We start from the raw sequence: 15,673 nt of genomic DNA, 5'->3' as shown, positions 1-15,673 counted from the left end.
GAACGACAACATCCTGTGCGACCTCGACCTGACGAACCTGGTCGTCACGCCGCACGTGGCCTGGGCCAGCAAGGGGGCGATGCAGATCCTGGCCGCCCAGCTCGTCGACAACGTCGAGGCGTGCGTCGCCGGGAAGCCGCAGAGCGTGGTCTAGGACGACCTCGCCCTCCCCCCGCTGCGAGGGAGGGTGGGCCTCGCGTCAGCGAACGTCGGGGGAGGGGAGCCACGTTTCCGAACGTCGCGCTGCCCCTCTCCCGACCCGCTTCGCGGGCCACCCTCCCCCGCAGAGGGGGAGGGTGGCTGAGCGACCGACGAGCCCGAACCCAATTTCCAACACGAACGCCATCCGCGCCGAGACGCGGGCGAGAGGACGCACCATGAAGAAGCTTCTGTTCCTGTTCGACACCGATGCGATGCCGTCCGTGTTCGACACCGTCGTCGGCTACGACGGCGGCGCCGACCACATCACCGGCTACGGCGGCGTGACGCCCGAGAACGTCGGCGCGCTCGTCGACGGCACGATCTACACCCGCGGCGGCTCGGAGAAGAAGTCGACGGCGATCTTCGTCGGTGGCGGCAACATGGCGGCCGGCGAGGCGGTGCTCGAGGCGGTGAAGAAGCGCTTCTTCGGCCCGTTCCGCGTCTCGACCATGCTCGATTCCAACGGCTCGAACACCACCGCCGCCGCCGGCGTCGCTCTGGTGGCGAAGGCCGCCGGCTCGCTCGAGGGCAAGAAGGCCGTGGTGCTCGCCGGCACCGGCCCGGTCGGCATGCGCTCGGCGGCGCTGCTCGCCCAGGAGGGCGCCGAGGTCGTCCTCGCCGCCCGTCAGCTCGTCCGCGCGCAGGCGGCGGCGGACGCCGTCAACAAGCGCTTCGGCGTCGCCGTGACGGCGGCCGCGACCCCGGACGAGGCCTCGCGCGCCGAGATCGTCAAGGGCAAGAACCTGGTGTTCTCGGCCGGCGCCATCGGCATCGAGCTGCTACCCGAGTCGGCCTGGAAGGACGAGGCCTCGATCGAGTTCGTGGCCGACTACAACGCCCAGCCGCCGCTCGGCTTCGGCGGCATCGACGCCATGGACAAGGGCAAGGACCGGCACGGCAAGAAGTCGTTCGGCGCACTGGGCATCGGCGGCCTGAAGCTGAAGCTCCATCGCGCCTGCGTCGGCCAGCTCTTCGACAGCACCGAGCAGGTGCTGGATGCCGAGGAGATCTACGCGCTCGCCAAGAAGATGGCCTGAACGGGGGAGTGGGGCGCATGGCCGAGCACGATACGATCGCGACCTTCCTCGACGGGCTGGCCAGCGCCGCCCCGACCCCCGGCGGCGGCGGTGCCGCCGCCATCTCCGGCGCCATGGGCGCGGCCCTGGTCTCGATGGTGTGCAACCTCACCATCGGCAAGAAGAAGTACGTCGAGGTCGAGGCCGAGCTGAAGGACATGCTCGTCCAGTCCGAGGCGCTGCGGGCGCAGCTCACCGGCATGATCGCCGAGGACGTCGCCGCCTTCGACGCGGTGATGGGGGCCTACGGGCTGCCCAAGGCCACCGACGACGAGAAGGCGGTCCGCGCCGAGCGGATCCAGGCGGCGCTGAAGGTGGCGACCGACGTGCCGCTCGCCTGCTGCCGCGCCTGCCGCGCGGTGATCGACCTCGCCGAGGTCGTCGCCGACAAGGGCAACCTCAACGTCATCTCGGATGCCGGCGTCGCCGTGCTCTCGGCCCATGCCGGCCTGCGCAGCGCGGCGCTGAACGTCTACGTCAATGCCAAGGGCCTCGACGACCGCGATTTCGCGCAGGGGCGCCTGACCGAGCTCGAGGCGCTGCTCGGCGATGCCGGCCCGCTCAACGAGAAGGTCTACGACGTGGTCAAGGCCAAGGTGAGCTGACGCGAAGCCCGTCGGCGGTCCCCGATCGGCGGCGATCGGGGACCGCCGACGGGCGAATTGCGAAGTCGGGAAACGATCGTCGCCAGAAGATTGTGCGACGCAACAAGAAGACCGCAAGCATTCCTTCGCCGATCAAGGCGAACTCAACGAGAATGCAAAAAAATTTAATGCGACACTGCTCTCCCCCAAAGTAAAATGAGGGCGTAGAAACGCAGCCAAGAACAGTACCGAAGGAGGCGCCCGATGGACGTGCACGAGTATCAGGCCAAGGAGCTGCTCGCGAGCTTCGGCGTCGCGGTTCCCAAGGGCGCCGTCGCCTTCAGCGCCGACCAGGCCGTCTACGCCGCGACCGAGCTCGGCGGCTCGTTCTGGGCGGTGAAGGCCCAGATCCATGCCGGCGCCCGCGGCAAGGCCGGCGGGATCAAGCTGTGCCGGACCTACAACGAGGTCCGCGACGCCGCCCGCGAGCTGCTCGGCAAGCGCCTCGTCACCCTCCAGACCGGGCCCGAGGGCAAGCCGGTGCAGCGGGTCTACGTCGAGACCGCCGACCCGTTCGAGCGCGAGCTGTATCTCGGCTACGTCCTCGACCGGAAGGCGGAGCGCGTCCGCGTGATCGCCTCCCAGCGCGGCGGCATGGACATCGAGGAGATCGCGGCCAGCGAGCCCGAGGCGCTGATCCAGGTGGTGGTAGAGCCGGCCGTCGGCCTGCAGCAGTTCCAGGCCCGCGAGATCGCGTTCCAGCTCGGCCTCAACATCAAGCAGGTCTCGGCCGCGGTGAAGACGATCATGAACGCCTACCGGGCGTTCCGCGACTGCGACGGCACCATGCTGGAGATCAACCCGCTCGTCGTCACCAAGGACGACCGCGTGCTGGCGCTCGACGCCAAGATGTCGTTCGACGACAACGCGATGTTCCGCCGCCGCAACATCGCCGACATGCACGACCCGTCGCAGGGCGACCCGCGCGAGGCCCAGGCCGCCGAGCACAACCTCAGCTACATCGGGCTGGAGGGCGAGATCGGCTGCATCGTCAACGGCGCCGGCCTCGCCATGGCGACCATGGACATGATCAAGCACGCGGGCGGCGAGCCGGCGAACTTCCTCGACGTCGGCGGCGGCGCGAGCCCCGAGCGCGTCGCCACCGCCTTCCGCCTCGTCCTGTCGGACAAGAACGTGAAGGCGATCCTCGTCAACATCTTCGCCGGCATCAACCGCTGCGACTGGGTCGCGGAGGGCGTGGTCCAGGCGGCGCGCGAGGTGAAGATCGAGGTGCCGCTGATCGTCCGGCTCGCCGGCACGAACGTCGAGGCCGGGCAACGCATCCTGGCCGAGAGCGGGCTCGACCTGATCACCGCCGAGACCCTGTCGGAGGCCGCGCGCAAGGCCGTCGAGGCCTGCAGCGGCACCAAGCACTGACGTCCGTGAGATAAGCGAAGGATACCGCCATGAGCATTCTCATCGACGAGACCACCCCGATCATCGTCCAGGGCATCACCGGCGACAAGGGCACCTTCCACGCCAAGGAGATGAAGGATTACGGCGCCAACGTCGTCGGCGGCGTCACCCCCGGCAAGGGCGGCAAGACCCATCTCGGCCTGCCGGTGTTCAACACCGTCAAGGACGCCGTGGAGGCGACGGGCGCCACCACGTCGATCACCTTCGTCGCCCCGCCCTTCGCCGCGGACGCGATCATGGAGGCGGCCGATGCCGGGCTGAAGCTGGTCTGCTCGATCACCGACGGCATCCCGGCCCAGGACATGATGCGGGTGAAGCGCTACCTGATGCGCTACCCCAAGGACCGCCGCACCATGGTGGTCGGCCCCAACTGCGCCGGCATCATCTCGCCCGGCAAGTCGATGCTCGGCATCATGCCGCCGCACATCTACCTGAAGGGCAACGTCGGCGTGATCTCGCGCTCGGGGACGCTCGGCTACGAGGCCGCCTCGCAGATGAAGGCGCACGGCATCGGCATCTCGACCTCGGTCGGCATCGGCGGCGACCCGATCAACGGCTCGTCCTTCCTCGACCACCTCGCGCTGTTCGAGCAGGACCCGGAGACCGCGGCCGTGCTGATGATCGGCGAGATCGGCGGCCCGCAGGAGGCCGAGGCCGCGGCCTGGATCAAGGCGAACTTCTCGAAGCCCGTGATCGGCTTCGTTGCCGGGCTCACGGCGCCGAAGGGCCGCCGCATGGGCCATGCCGGCGCGATCATCTCGGCCACCGGCGACAGCGCGGCCGAGAAGGCCGAGATCATGCGGTCCTACGGGCTGACCGTGGCGCCCGATCCCGGCTCGTTCGGCGACACCGTCGCCGAGGTGATGCGGCGGGCGGCGTAGCGCCCGAAGCGCGAACCTGAAGCGCGGGTCCCCTCTCCCGTTCGGGAGAGGGACAGGGTGAGGGGCGTGACCTCTCCGGAATGACCTAGCCCCTCACCCCGACCCTCTCCCGCTCGGGAGAGGGGGCCGCGCGGTGCCACCCCCGCCAAAACGATATCCGCCCCAGGTGGCTTGATCCGATGCCAAAGACCCTTCACGCCTCCCTCGGCCATGCCGACGAGAACGCCTTCGCGCCGCCGGTGATCACCGGCACCTCGTCGAAGGAAGCCCTCGACATCCTGTTCCACGCGCTGCTCGACGTGGCGCGGCGGCACGAGCCGGAGCTGGAGGCCGTGCTGCACGGCACCGCCGACATCTCGACCTTCACGCCCGAGATGCTGGCCCGGGCGCTCCAGGTGCAGGGCATCTGGTTCCAGCTGCTGTCGATCGCCGAGCAGAACGTCGCCATGCGCCGGCGCCGGCACGTCGAGCGCACGGAGGGCCGCTCGGCCCTCGGCGGGTCCTTCGCCAAGGTGTTGGCGGAAGCCTCGGCCGGCGGCATCCCGGCGCCGCAGATCCATGCCCTGCTGAAGGACCTGCGCATCCGCCCGACGATCACCGCCCACCCGACCGAGGGCAAGCGCGTGACCGTGCTGGAGAAGTTCCGGCGCATCTACCTCGTGCTGCGCGAGCTCGAATTGCCGCGCTGGACCACGCGCGAGCGCAACGGCCTGATGAACGAGCTGCGCGACCAGATCGAGCTGGTCTGGATGACCGGCGAGCTGCACCTGGAGAAGGCCACCGTCGAGCGCGAGGTCTCCTGGGGCCTGCACTTCTTCGACGAGACCTTGTTCGAGATGCTGCCGGAGGTGGTCTACTCGCTCGAGGAATCCCTGGCGCAGTACTATCCGGACGAGAAGTTCGAGGTGCCGGCCTTCTTCCAGTTCGGCTCCTGGATCGGCGGAGACCGCGACGGCAATCCCTACGTCACCGCCAGCGTCACCCGCGAGACGCTGAAGTGGAACGCGCTCGCCTCGCTCAGGCGCTACCGCGACGGCGTGCTCCATCTCGGCCGGGTGCTGTCGCTCACCGAACGCTCGATGCCGGTGCCCGAGACCTTCCGGGCCGAGCTGGCCCGGGCCCTGTCCGAGAGCGGCGACGCCAAGGCGATCGCCGGCCGCAACCCCGGCGAGGCCTATCGCCAGTACCTGTCCTGCATCCTGCGCAAGATCGAGGCGACGATCCGGCGCAACGAGGGCGGCCGCACGAGCGGGCCGGACTACCCGAGCGCCGACGGGCTGATCAACGACCTGCGCACCCTGGAGCAGGGCCTCGCGGACGCCAAGTGCACCTCGCTCGCCACCGACCTCGTGCGGCCGGTGCGGCGCATGGTCGAGATCTTCCGGTTTTCCACCGTCCGCCTCGACCTGCGCGAGAACACCACCCGCACCACGAAGACGCTGCACGCGCTCTACGCCCGCCAGAGCGGCGGCAAGGCGCCGCCGGACCTCGAGTCGCCCGAGTGGAAGGCCTGGCTCGTCGCCGAGCTGGCGCGGCCGCGGACCGGCGAAACCTCGTTCGAGGGCCTACCGGACGACGCCCGCGAGACCCTGGCCACCTTCGCGCTCGTCGGCGAGATGCGCGACACCCTCGACCGCGAGGCGTTCGGCGCCTTCGTCCTGTCGATGACCCGCTCGGTGCCCGACATCCTCGGCGCCTACCTGCTGGCCAAGGAGGCCGGCCTCTACCTCGACGCCGCCGGCACCGAGATCTGCCCGCTGCCGATCGTGCCGCTGTTCGAGACCATCGAGGACCTGCGCGCCGCGCCGGCGATCATGAAGGAGCTCGTCGGCATCCCGGTGGTCCGCCGCTCCACCCGCTGGCAGGGCGGCGTGCAGGAGGTGATGATCGGCTACTCGGATTCGAACAAGGACGGCGGCTTCGTCGCCTCGAACTGGGAGTTGTACAAGGCGCAGGCGAAGCTGACGGCGCTCGGCAAGGAAGCCGGCGTGCCGATCGCGTTCTTCCACGGGCGCGGCGGCTCGGTGAGCCGCGGCGGCGTGCCGACCCAGCGCGGGATCGACGCGCAGCCGCCCGGCTCGATCAACGGCCGCTTCCGCACCACCGAGCAGGGCGAGGTGGTCTCGTTCAAGTACGCCAACCGCGGCACCGCCGCCTACCAGATGGAGCTGCTGGCGGCCTCCGTGTTCGAGCACGCGCTGCAATCCGAGCGGCAGCGCGCGAACCAGCCCCGGCACGAGTTCGACGATGCGCTGGAGGCGCTGTCCGGCGCCTCGCGCGCGGCCTACGTCAACCTGCTCCAGGCCGACGGCCTCGTGGACTACTTCCAGGCCGCGAGCCCGCTCGACGAGATCGCGCTGCTCAACATCGGCTCGCGCCCGGCGCGGCGCTTCGGGGCGAAGTCGCTGAGCGACCTGCGCGCGATTCCCTGGGTGTTCGCGTGGTCGCAGAACCGACACGTCGTCACCGGCTGGTACGGCGTCGGCTCCGGCATCCGCAGCTTCCTCGACGTGCGCGGCGACCAGGGCGAAGCGCTGCTCAAGCGCCTGTTCCAGGAATGCCGGCTGTTCCGCCTGATCCTCGACGAGGTCGAGAAGACGCTGCTCATGGTCGATCTCGGCATCGCCCGGGATTACGCCGGCCTCGTCGCCGACCCGGAGATCCGCGACCGCATCTTCGGGATGATCGAAGCCGAGTACGCGCTGACGCGCGAGATGGTGCTGCGGATCACCGGCGGGCGGGAGCTGGCCGAGCGCGCGCCGCTGTTCCGCGACCGTCTCACCGGCCGCCTGCCGACGATCAACCAGGTCGGCCGCGAGCAGGTCGAGCTGCTGCGCCGGTTCCGCGCAGAGACCGACGAGGACAAGCGCGAGGCGGTGAAATCCGCGCTCCTGCTCTCGATCAACTGCATCGCCGTCGGCTTCGGTGCGACCGGCTGATGCAAACGTATCGCCTAGGCCTGTCGCCGAGAACGCGCAGGCCCATGTTGAAACCGACGGTTCGGGCGGCCTAGCTGAGCCCGCGCTCTGACGGCGGCACCGCAAGCCGCCCGACTTCCCAGGGAAACAGGAGACCCCCCATGAGCTTCACCCTCGTCCAGCAGGCCACCCCGCGGCTCCACCGCTCCGAACTCGCGGTGCCGGGCTCGAACCCGACCTTCATGGAGAAGTCGGCCACCTCGAACGCCGACGTGATCTTCCTCGACCTCGAGGACGCGGTCGCGCCGGACGACAAGGAGAAGGCCCGCACCAACATCATCGCTGCCCTCAACGATATCGATTGGGGCTCGAAGACCATGATGATCCGCATCAACGGTCTCGACACCCACTACATGTACCGCGACGTGGTCGACATCGTCGAAGCCTGTCCGCGCCTCGACATGATCCTGATCCCGAAGGTCGGCGTGCCGGCCGACGTCTACGCCATCGACGTGCTAGTGACGCAGATCGAGCAGGCCAAGAAGCGCGAGAAGAAGCTCGGCTTCGAGGTGCTGATCGAGACCGCGCTCGGCATGGCCAACGTCGAGGCGATCGCGACCTCCTCGAAGCGCCTCGAGGCGATGTCCTTCGGCGTCGCCGACTACGCCGCGTCCTGCCGCGCCCGCGCCCAGGTCATCGGCGGGGTGAACCCCGATTACAGCGTGCTCACCGACAAGGACGAGAGCGGCAAGCGCGAGACCCACTGGCAGGATCCGTGGCTGTTCGCCCAGCAGCGCATGCTGGTGGCCTGCCGCGCCTACGGCCTGCGCCCGATCGACGGCCCGTTCGGCGACTTCTCCGATCCCGACGGCTACACCTCCGCGGCCCGGCGCTGCGCGTCGGCCGGCTACGAGGGCAAGTGGGCGATCCACCCCTCACAGATCGACCTCGCCAACGAGGTGTTCACCCCGTCCGAGGCCGAGGTCACCAAGGCGCGCCGCATCCTCGTGGCGATGGAAGAGGCCGCCAAGGCCGGCCGCGGCGCCGTCTCCCTCGATGGCCGCCTGATCGACATCGCCTCGATCCGCATGGCCGAGGCGCTGATCGAGAAGGCCAACGCGATGTCGGCCAAGTAGGCCGGCAGAGGCAGGCCGACCGACGCGATCGATCCGCGGCCGCCCCGGGACATCCGGGGCGGCCGTCCTTGTTCTCGGCACCGGGCGCAACCTCGGCCGTTGTCGATCGGTATCCCCGCCGAGGCTGCGGGGACGACGCGCCCCGGTCCGGCGGCGCCATCAGGGAGATGACACCATGCACGTCACCATCGAGCAGGCGGAGACCGCGATCGCCGCCGCCAAAGCCAAGGCCGCCGAACTCGGCACGCAGATGTGCATCGCCGTCGTCGATTCCGGCGGAAACCTGAAGGCGTTCTACCGCATGGACGGCGCCTGGGTCGGCTCGATCGACATCGCCCAGAAGAAGGCCAAGACCTCGGTGTTCTTCGGCATGATGACCGGACAGATCGGCGCGCTGTCGCAACCGGGCGGCCCGCTCTACGGCATCGAGCACTCGAACGACGGGCTGATCACCTTCCCCGGCGGCATCCCGATCGTCGACGCGGACGGCGAGATGTCAGGCGCCATCGGCGTCAGCGGCTCGACCGTGGAGAACGACCACGTGGTGGCCGAGGCCGGCGCCAGCACGATCGGCAAGACCGAGCTGCCGGCCCACCCCTGGCGGACCTGAGCCGCGCCACGGCCACGCCGATGCCCGGCGCCGAGGGCGCGACCCGCGGACGGGTCGCGCCGCTTCGGCCCGCAGGAGATGCACCGGCGCCGACGCGCGCCGGTCTACTGTTTTCGCGCGTTTCGAATGCTCGATTTCGCGCTTGAAGATTCGACGAAATCGATGGAAGCTGCCGTCCATCCCGGCTGCTTCGACCATGACTTGTCGAGCCACGGATCCATCTGCAACGGACGTGCGCACGCCTTGCCGCCGCGCGCGGGCCTTCGCTTGATCGTCGAGGCGCGACCGATGGCATTGCTTCGCTCCGTATTCGCTGCGTCCCTCCTCGCCGCGATCGGGTTGGCGGCGACGCCCCAGCCAGGGCGCGCCTGCGGCGACGGGGAGGCGCCGGTCTCCTGCGGCGATGCCGGCTCGGAAGCCTCCGCCAAGTGGATGCTGAAGCACGTCGTCGCGGCGATCGCGGCCGACGCGCCGGCGGCGCTCACGCATTTCACCAAGGGGGAGGCGGGGTTCCGCACCGCCGACACCTACGTCTTCTGCGTCGGGCCGGACGGCGTGATGAGCGCGCATCCCAACCCGATCCTGCATGGCCAGAACGTGCGCGACCTGCACGACAGCAACGGCACCTACTTTATCCGCCAGATGTTGGAGACGGCCAAGGCCGGCACGGTCGCCGAGATCCGCTACCTGTTCCCCAAACCGGGCAGCACCGTCGCGCTCCAGAAGACCACCTACTACACCCGCGCCGGCGACCAGGTGTGCGGCGTCGGCGTCTACGATTCGGACGGGGCCGGTCCGGCGGACAGCCCCGTCGCCCGGATGGCGCAGCTGCGCGACCGTCTCGACGCCGAGATGCCGCCGGCGCTGCGCGGGAACTGGACCGCCTTCCTCGAAGCGCTGAACGCCGAGACCGGCGCCAAGGCCGCGGCGATGGCGAAGGCGCGGGCCGGCCTGCAGGCGGCCGAGGCCGCGCTGGCGCCGCCCCCGCCGACCGCGCCGGACGACTGATGCGGGCCCGCGCGCGAGGAGGCCCGCACACCAACGGTTAAGCCTGTCGACCTATCACCGAGCATCCCTCATGCGTCGTGCCGGGAGAGGCGCCGTTGACCCGTGACCAAGTCGCCACCGCAATCCGGCGCCTCGCCGCCTCGCAGGTCGAGGACATCGAGCGTGCCGTCAAGGACGGGCACAAGACGATCGCGCTGAACGAGCTGGCGGACCTGAACCGCCAGCTGAAGGCCTTCGCCGCCGCCCTCAAGAAGGCGCCGGTCCGGGCGTGACGTCGATCCCGTGATCCCTGGATCGCAGGATGATCGTCGACACGGCGGGACGTCGCGTTTTCCGCCACGGAGATCTCATTCATCTCAGGCGGGGGCGTCCTCGCCCCCCGGGCTACCAGCGCGGGCCGCCCCAATCGCGATCCGGGATGTCGACCGGCGGCCGCGGCGGGTGATCGAAGACGACCGGGCGACGGGGGCCGTCATCGTATCCGCCCGGCTCGTCGCAGACCCGGACACGGCGCACCACCTCCTCGCCATAGGCGTCGATGCGGCGCTTCACGAAGCTGCGGCAGCGCTCGGGCGGCTCGAAATCCGGGCCGGCGGTGAAGCGCGGGCGGCGGAAGGCCGGCTCGGGCGGGGGCGGCTCCCGGTGGGCGTAGCCGCCGTATTCCGGGTGCGGCGGCGGATAGGGCCCGTCGAAATCCGCGGCCCGTGCGGCGCCGACGGAGGCTTGGCCCGCGAGGACGAGCGCGCAGAACCCGGCAAGACGGAAACGGTGGAGCGACACGACATGTCCTCGCGCAATGCGTGGCCGGCGGCCATCGAAGCCCGGAGGATGATCGAGGGAGGCTGAACCGTTCGCGAGCGGACGCGTCGGGATCCGTTCAGCTTCGATCCGCGGCGGTCACAGGTCCTTCGGCACCGTGCCGCGCACGGCACAGCGCCACTTCGCGACGTGGAGGTCGGGGTGCGCCGCCTGCCATTCGGCGAGGACGCTCTGGGCGTGGCGCAGGCAGATGAACGGGTTGCTGCCCTCGTAGGACATCGGGATCTGGTCGTCGTGGCACTGCGTCGGTTGCGACAGCAGGCAGGCGGACAGCAGGATCAGCATCGGCAGGACGTCCTCGCAGGGTCCCGGCTCCGCGGCCGGGTTGAGAGGATCTTAAGGCGACGCCGAGGTCCGTGGGAAGTGCTGCGGCGAGGACGGCACGTGAGCCTGCCTCCCCCCCACTGCGAGGGGAGGCAGGAGCGGCTCTCAGGCCGCCGCCCAGATCTCGCCCTTGGCGATCGTCGCGAGGTCGCCGGAATAGCGCCGCAGCGGGCCGGCGGCGATCTCGGCGTGGCGCGGGCTCAGGGTCTTGAGCGAGCGCGCCAGCAGCCGCAGGAAGACGAGGTCGTGCTCGCCGGTCTCGACGAAGGTCGGCGTCAGGCGCCCGTGGCTGCCGAGGAGGAGCGTGCCGCGGCGCATGCCGTAGCCGGCGTCGTCGCCGACGGACCCGGCGGCGATCGTGCCGGCGATCATCCGCGAGCCGGCGTAATCGCCCGCGCGCTCGACCAGGATCAGCCCGCGCCGCATGCGGTCGCCGAGATGGCGGCCGGCGGTGCCCTTGATGACCAGCGTCGCGCCGTCGAGCCCGGCCTTGGCCGCGTAGACCGCGCCGCCGGCGTAATCGCCGGCATCGCCCGCGATGGTGATGGTGCCGCCGGTGGCGCCGGTGCCGGCGAACGGGCCGGCCGTGCCGGTGACGGTCAGCGTGCCGCCGGCCATGCCCTCGCCGAGCCGCTGGCCGACGTCGCCGACGACGCGGATCGTGCCGGCCGCGAGCGCGCCGCCGACGCGGTCGAGCCGCTCGTGGCCACCCTCGATGGTGAGGCTGTCGCCGCCGTCGAGCGACACCTGGAAGCAGTCGCCGAGCACCAGGCCGCGCCGGGTGGTGCCGATCGGCAGGCGCTCGGCCTCGGCCGGCGAGAGCGCGGCCAGGGTCGCCGGCGCGATGTTGAGGAAGTCGAGGCGCTCGGGGGGCGCCTGCCGCAGGGAGAGGACGCTCACGCTACGGTCTCCTTCGCGGCGGGATTCTTGTCGAGCAAGTCGCGCAGGCGGTAGTGGTGCCGCCCGAGGTTGCCGCCGTAATTGCCGGCGGTGACCGCGACGAGGCCGTGCTGCGCGCCGATCTCGGTCGCGGCGTGGAGCGCCGCCCGCATCGAATCGGAGACGCCCTGCGAGGTCAGCGCGTCGATGACGATCTCCAGGACCACGCCGCATTCGGGCGGCAGCGCCGAGCCGGCCCGGCCTTTCAGCGTCGGGCAGTAGGCGTCGTTGGTCGAGGCCATCATGCCCTTGGTGCGGCCGCCGACCTTCGAGCCGGAGCGGACGATGCCGCCGGGGAAGGGCAGGATCGCCCCGGGGATGGCCTTGGCGGCCTCCACGGCGACCTCGGCCACCGTCAGCGTCTCGGCGTGGGTGCGGCCGAGGAACAGCAGGTTGCCGCCGCCGACCGCGCCGTCGACCGCGCGCACGGAATCCTCGCACAGGAACTCGCCGTCCATCACCGGGATGCGCCAGTAGCGCCGCATCCTGCCGGTGTGGTCCGGCAGGCGCTTGGCGATGGCGAAACCATCGCCGAAGTAGCGGATCGCGCCGCCGAGCTTGATCTTGGTCGGCCCCTCGACGCCGGCGAAGCACGCCGTCCCGGGGCAGGTGAGGATGCACTGCCCGACGCGCTTCAGCAGCTGCTCCTTGAGCCCGTTCGGCTCGAAGCCGAACAGCAGGATGCGCACGCCCGGGCGCCCATCCGGCGTCTCCTCGGGCGACAGCTCGGCGTCGATCCCGGCCTCGGCGCCGCAGCCGATCACCGAGGTGGCGAAGCCGGTCATGGTCGTGGCCGCGATCATCGCCCACTTCGCGGTGTCGTTGGTGACGACGATCGCGGTGCCGGCGACGTCGAACGCCTCCGCGAAGGTGTCCTCGACGCGGATGCCGTTGAGGGTGAGGTCAGACATTCCGGTTCCCGTCCCTCGCGCAAAGCCGCTCGCTCATGCCCGGCATGCCACGTCCTCGAACACCTCAGCCTCGGGGAAGGCCGCGTCCGGCACGGCGAAGCTGTCGAGCCCCTGGCCGAACCGGTCCTGCAGGTAGGCGTCGGTGCGGCGCTCCATCGCCTTGTCGGACTCGACCGTGAGCGACAGCGAGCGGCCGACGTGCCAGTGCACGACCTCGCCGTCCTCGACGATCGCCACGCCGTCCTTGAGCACGAGCTTGGCGCTCGCAAACATCGCGGTGCGGTTCCTGTCCTCGCGGTAGACCGCGATGTCGGCGCGCGCGCCGGCGCGCAGGTGCCCGCGATCGGAAAGGCCGAGGAGCTTGGCCGGCCCCGAGCGGGTCAGCTCGGCGATCTCGGAGAAGGAGTATTCGCGCTCGATCTCGGGCAGCGACGAGCGCTCGCCGACGACCTTGGGCAGCGTCGCGATCTCGCGGTCGCGCTCCTCCTTGTCCATCAGCAGGTGGATGATGCGCGGATAGGCGGTGAACGGGCCGCCGTTCGGGTGGTCGGTGGTCAGGATCGTGCGCTCGGGCTCGTTCGAGAGCAGCATGATCTCGAGGCCGATCGCCCATTGCAGCGAGCTCGTCGGCCCGCGCGGCTTGTACAGGAACGGCACCACGCCGCCGCCCTCGGCATCGCCCGCGTTCAGCACCCACTTCTTCGGGTTGGCGCCCTTGCGGCCGCCGAACTGGCGCAGGATGTCCATCGAGACCGTGACGGTCTGGCCGAACACCACCTGCCCGATGTCGAGGGTCGCGTTCGGGTTCGCGTGCATTGCGTCGACGATGCGGCGCGCCGCCGAGCGGAAGCCGCCTGTGCCCGGATTCGCGGGGTCGGCCGCGCCGTAGGCGTAGAACTGGGCGTGGGCGAAGTGGATGCGCCGGCCCTCGGCCGCATCCAGCGTCTCGATGAAGCTGTCGTCGGCGCCGGGCAGCCCGAGGTTGTTGCAGTGGACGTGCAGCGGGTGCGGCACGCCGATCGCCTCGACCGCGTCGAGGAGCGAGCCCATGATCTTGCGGGTCGAGAGCCCGTAGACCGGGATCTCGTCGTCGAGGCTGAGCTTGAGCACGCCGTCCTTGAAGGCCGAGGCGCCACCGGCGTTGATGCACTTGACCCCGAGCGCCCGGCTTTGCGCCACGTTGAGCGCCACGAGGTCGCGGACCGCGTCCCGGCTCTCGCCCGCGCGCAGCAGCTGCAGCAGCTGGTCGTCGTTGCCCATCACCGCGAGCGCGCCGCGGTCGAGCAGCGGGATGTCGGCCAATTCGAGCTGCGTCGCGAGCGCGTGGGTCGGCGGCATCGCCGGCTCGACCGCCGTGGTGTAGCCCATCTTGGCGTAGGCCGCGCCGATCCAGGCCGCCGCGCCGCCGGCATGGGCGAAGGGGTGGCCGTTCGGCGCCGTCTCGCTGACGTAGAGGTCGGGCAGCAGCAGCCGCGAGGTGATGACGTTGCCGCCGGCGATGTGCGAGTGCACCTCGACGCCGCCGGCCATCACCACGCAGCCCGTCGCGTCGACGGTGCGGTCGGGGGTCCGCTCGGAGGGGGCGACGACGCGGCCGTCCTCCACCCAGACGTCGCCGACGCCGTCGCGGCCGGCCGTCGGGTCGACCACCCGGCCGCCCTGGATCCGGATCAGCATCAGGAATCCTTCCCAGCGAAATGGTGTTCGATGCGGGCCAGCACGTCGGCGGCCGAAGCGCCGCCCCCCGTGCCGGGTCGGTAGGTGAGGGCGGCGCGGCCCTCGTTCCAGAGGACGCCGCTGGCGCTCGCGCCGGGCACGCCGACCGCGATCACGACCTCGGCGGTGCCGGGGGCGGCCTCGAGGCTGCCCGCGCCGACGATCGCGATCGAGGGCAGGGCGCCGAGCCAGTCGGGGCGCGCGGCCGGAAGCGTCGAGAGCCACAGCGCGGCGTCGGCCTCGCCGGTCGAGACCTGCCGCGCGGCGTCGAAGCGCCAGGGATCGTGCTCGGGGACCTTGCGGCCGAAGCCGGTGCGCGGGGCTTGGCCCGTGGTCCAGGCCGCGACCTGCACCACCGAGCGGTCCTGGTCGGGGCCGCCGAGCGAGAGCGCGAAGCAGCGCGTGATCTCGTTCACGTCGCGCACCAGCCCCTGCACCGTCTCGACGCCGAGCTCGCCGAGCTCGGCCGGGTCGTAGAGCACCGCGCCGTACCGGGCGGCGTAGAGCGCGCGGGCGATCTCGTTGAGCGGGGTGGCGTCCTTGAGGTGCCCCTTGGCATGGGCGCGGAGCAGGGCGAGGTCGGAGGCCAGCGCCTGAGCGGATGCGCCGGCGACGGCGAGCACCTGGCGGTCGGCCCCGGCCGCGAGTCCGCGCACCGGCTTGCTGCCGCGCAGGGCCGAGGCAAGGGTGCTGGTGCCGGCCTTGGCGCCGACGACGAGCACCACGTCGGCGCGCCCCTGGACCTCGGCCGGCGTCGACGTCATCGCGCCGACGCGGCTGAGCGCTCCGAGGTCGGCGTAGGTGCCGGCGGCGCCCTGCGTATCAAGGGAGGCGCCGATCGTGCCGGCGAGGCGGTAGGCAGCGCGAATCGCGGCGACGTCGGCGTTCAGTCCGGCGAAGACCGATGCATGCGCGGCGGCGAGCAGAGCGGCGGCGGCCGCGATGGCGCCCTCCGCATCGGTCGCGTCACCCTTCACCCAGGCTGTCATGCGTCCTCACCCGAACCGTTTCTTGAGGCGTCGCAGATCGTCGCCGTAAGACCGGGGAGGACGGCCGAAGGACCGTCGCAGCCGG

15 protein-coding genes and 1 pseudogene are annotated in these 15,673 nt (G+C 70.8%); 10 read left to right on the top strand and 6 right to left on the bottom strand.

Annotation, left to right across the window (positions count from 1 at the left end; translation table 11 throughout):
* The 10 genes and pseudogenes from MKK68_RS14380 to MKK68_RS14335 all read left to right on the top strand — a co-directional run.
* Positions 1–154 (top strand): annotated as a pseudogene (locus MKK68_RS14380) (glycerate dehydrogenase); the annotation flags it as partial.
* A gap of 223 nt (positions 155–377) precedes the next feature.
* A complete protein-coding gene (locus MKK68_RS14375; protein ID WP_244030840.1) occupies positions 378–1,238 on the top strand; it encodes an NADP-dependent methylenetetrahydromethanopterin/methylenetetrahydrofolate dehydrogenase in 861 nt (286 codons plus the stop codon).
* A gap of 17 nt (positions 1,239–1,255) precedes the next feature.
* Positions 1,256–1,882, top strand: a complete 627-nt coding sequence (gene fchA / locus MKK68_RS14370; RefSeq protein ID WP_147726360.1) for a methenyltetrahydrofolate cyclohydrolase — start codon at positions 1,256–1,258, stop codon at positions 1,880–1,882.
* A 243-nt stretch (positions 1,883–2,125) separates the two neighbouring features.
* Entirely contained in the window at positions 2,126–3,298 is a 1,173-nt protein-coding gene (locus MKK68_RS14365) for a malate--CoA ligase subunit beta (RefSeq protein ID WP_244030839.1), read from the top strand.
* Positions 3,299–3,327: 29 nt separating this feature from the next.
* Positions 3,328–4,218 carry a succinate--CoA ligase subunit alpha gene (gene sucD / locus MKK68_RS14360; RefSeq protein ID WP_147726362.1) on the top strand — a complete coding sequence of 297 codons (891 nt, stop codon included), beginning with the start codon at positions 3,328–3,330 and terminating at the stop codon, positions 4,216–4,218.
* A gap of 179 nt (positions 4,219–4,397) precedes the next feature.
* On the top strand, positions 4,398–7,157 hold the full coding sequence (locus tag MKK68_RS14355) for a phosphoenolpyruvate carboxylase (RefSeq protein ID WP_243935665.1): 2,760 nt from the start codon (positions 4,398–4,400) through the stop codon (positions 7,155–7,157).
* A gap of 140 nt (positions 7,158–7,297) precedes the next feature.
* A complete protein-coding gene (locus MKK68_RS14350; RefSeq protein WP_147726364.1) occupies positions 7,298–8,272 on the top strand; it encodes an HpcH/HpaI aldolase/citrate lyase family protein in 975 nt (324 codons plus the stop codon).
* A gap of 175 nt (positions 8,273–8,447) precedes the next feature.
* Positions 8,448–8,882, top strand: coding sequence for a GlcG/HbpS family heme-binding protein (locus MKK68_RS14345; RefSeq protein WP_147726365.1), 435 nt, complete (start codon positions 8,448–8,450; stop codon positions 8,880–8,882).
* Positions 8,883–9,170: 288 nt separating this feature from the next.
* Positions 9,171–9,890 carry a cache domain-containing protein gene (locus MKK68_RS14340; protein ID WP_244030836.1) on the top strand — a complete coding sequence of 240 codons (720 nt, stop codon included), beginning with the start codon at positions 9,171–9,173 and terminating at the stop codon, positions 9,888–9,890.
* 95 nt (positions 9,891–9,985) lie between these two features.
* Entirely contained in the window at positions 9,986–10,162 is a 177-nt protein-coding gene (locus tag MKK68_RS14335; protein WP_187274652.1) for a hypothetical protein, read from the top strand.
* Between the two features lie 112 nt (positions 10,163–10,274).
* Here MKK68_RS14335 and MKK68_RS14330 read toward each other — a convergent pair whose 3' ends face one another.
* From MKK68_RS14330 to MKK68_RS14305, 6 genes are all read right to left on the bottom strand, one after another.
* Entirely contained in the window at positions 10,275–10,670 is a 396-nt protein-coding gene (locus MKK68_RS14330; RefSeq protein WP_243945717.1) for a hypothetical protein, read from the bottom strand.
* A 117-nt stretch (positions 10,671–10,787) separates the two neighbouring features.
* Positions 10,788–10,994: a hypothetical protein gene (locus tag MKK68_RS14325; protein WP_147729737.1), complete on the bottom strand. Its 207-nt coding sequence runs from the start codon at positions 10,992–10,994 to the stop codon at positions 10,788–10,790.
* A gap of 144 nt (positions 10,995–11,138) precedes the next feature.
* Entirely contained in the window at positions 11,139–11,933 is a 795-nt protein-coding gene (locus MKK68_RS14320; RefSeq protein WP_147858209.1) for a formylmethanofuran dehydrogenase subunit C, read from the bottom strand.
* A complete protein-coding gene (fhcD, locus tag MKK68_RS14315) occupies positions 11,930–12,883 on the bottom strand; it encodes a formylmethanofuran--tetrahydromethanopterin N-formyltransferase (protein ID WP_147842526.1) in 954 nt (317 codons plus the stop codon). The genes MKK68_RS14320 and fhcD overlap by 4 nt, the downstream gene beginning before the upstream one ends.
* Positions 12,884–12,916: 33 nt before the next feature.
* Positions 12,917–14,560 (bottom strand): formylmethanofuran dehydrogenase subunit A, encoded by a 1,644-nt coding sequence (locus MKK68_RS14310; protein ID WP_243935658.1) that lies wholly within the window; start codon positions 14,558–14,560, stop codon positions 12,917–12,919.
* On the bottom strand, positions 14,560–15,588 hold the full coding sequence (locus MKK68_RS14305) for a formyltransferase (RefSeq protein ID WP_244030835.1): 1,029 nt from the start codon (positions 15,586–15,588) through the stop codon (positions 14,560–14,562). The genes MKK68_RS14310 and MKK68_RS14305 overlap by 1 nt, the downstream gene beginning before the upstream one ends.
* Positions 15,589–15,673: the final 85 nt, after the last annotated feature.

Origin of the sequence: Methylobacterium sp. E-016 (assembly GCF_022829745.1) — a bacterium.
Lineage (GTDB): Bacteria > Pseudomonadota > Alphaproteobacteria > Rhizobiales > Beijerinckiaceae > Methylobacterium.
The sequence above is the reverse complement of the archived record's forward strand: the minus strand, read 5'-3'. Positions and strand labels throughout refer to the sequence as shown.

Coding starts and splice junctions, on each gene's coding strand:
- MKK68_RS14365 (WP_244030839.1), top strand. CDS start 2,126: ATGGACGTGCACGAGTATCAGGCCAAGGAGCTGCTCGCGAGCTTCGGC.
- MKK68_RS14325 (WP_147729737.1), bottom strand. CDS start 10,994: ATGCTGATCCTGCTGTCCGCCTGCCTGCTGTCGCAACCGACGCAGTGC.
- sucD (WP_147726362.1), top strand. CDS start 3,328: ATGAGCATTCTCATCGACGAGACCACCCCGATCATCGTCCAGGGCATC.
- fhcD (WP_147842526.1), bottom strand. CDS start 12,883: ATGTCTGACCTCACCCTCAACGGCATCCGCGTCGAGGACACCTTCGCG.
- MKK68_RS14340 (WP_244030836.1), top strand. CDS start 9,171: ATGGCATTGCTTCGCTCCGTATTCGCTGCGTCCCTCCTCGCCGCGATC.
- MKK68_RS14310 (WP_243935658.1), bottom strand. CDS start 14,560: ATGCTGATCCGGATCCAGGGCGGCCGGGTGGTCGACCCGACGGCCGGC.
- MKK68_RS14375 (WP_244030840.1), top strand. CDS start 378: ATGAAGAAGCTTCTGTTCCTGTTCGACACCGATGCGATGCCGTCCGTG.
- MKK68_RS14350 (WP_147726364.1), top strand. CDS start 7,298: ATGAGCTTCACCCTCGTCCAGCAGGCCACCCCGCGGCTCCACCGCTCC.
- MKK68_RS14305 (WP_244030835.1), bottom strand. CDS start 15,588: ATGACAGCCTGGGTGAAGGGTGACGCGACCGATGCGGAGGGCGCCATC.
- fchA (WP_147726360.1), top strand. CDS start 1,256: ATGGCCGAGCACGATACGATCGCGACCTTCCTCGACGGGCTGGCCAGC.
- MKK68_RS14355 (WP_243935665.1), top strand. CDS start 4,398: ATGCCAAAGACCCTTCACGCCTCCCTCGGCCATGCCGACGAGAACGCC.
- MKK68_RS14345 (WP_147726365.1), top strand. CDS start 8,448: ATGCACGTCACCATCGAGCAGGCGGAGACCGCGATCGCCGCCGCCAAA.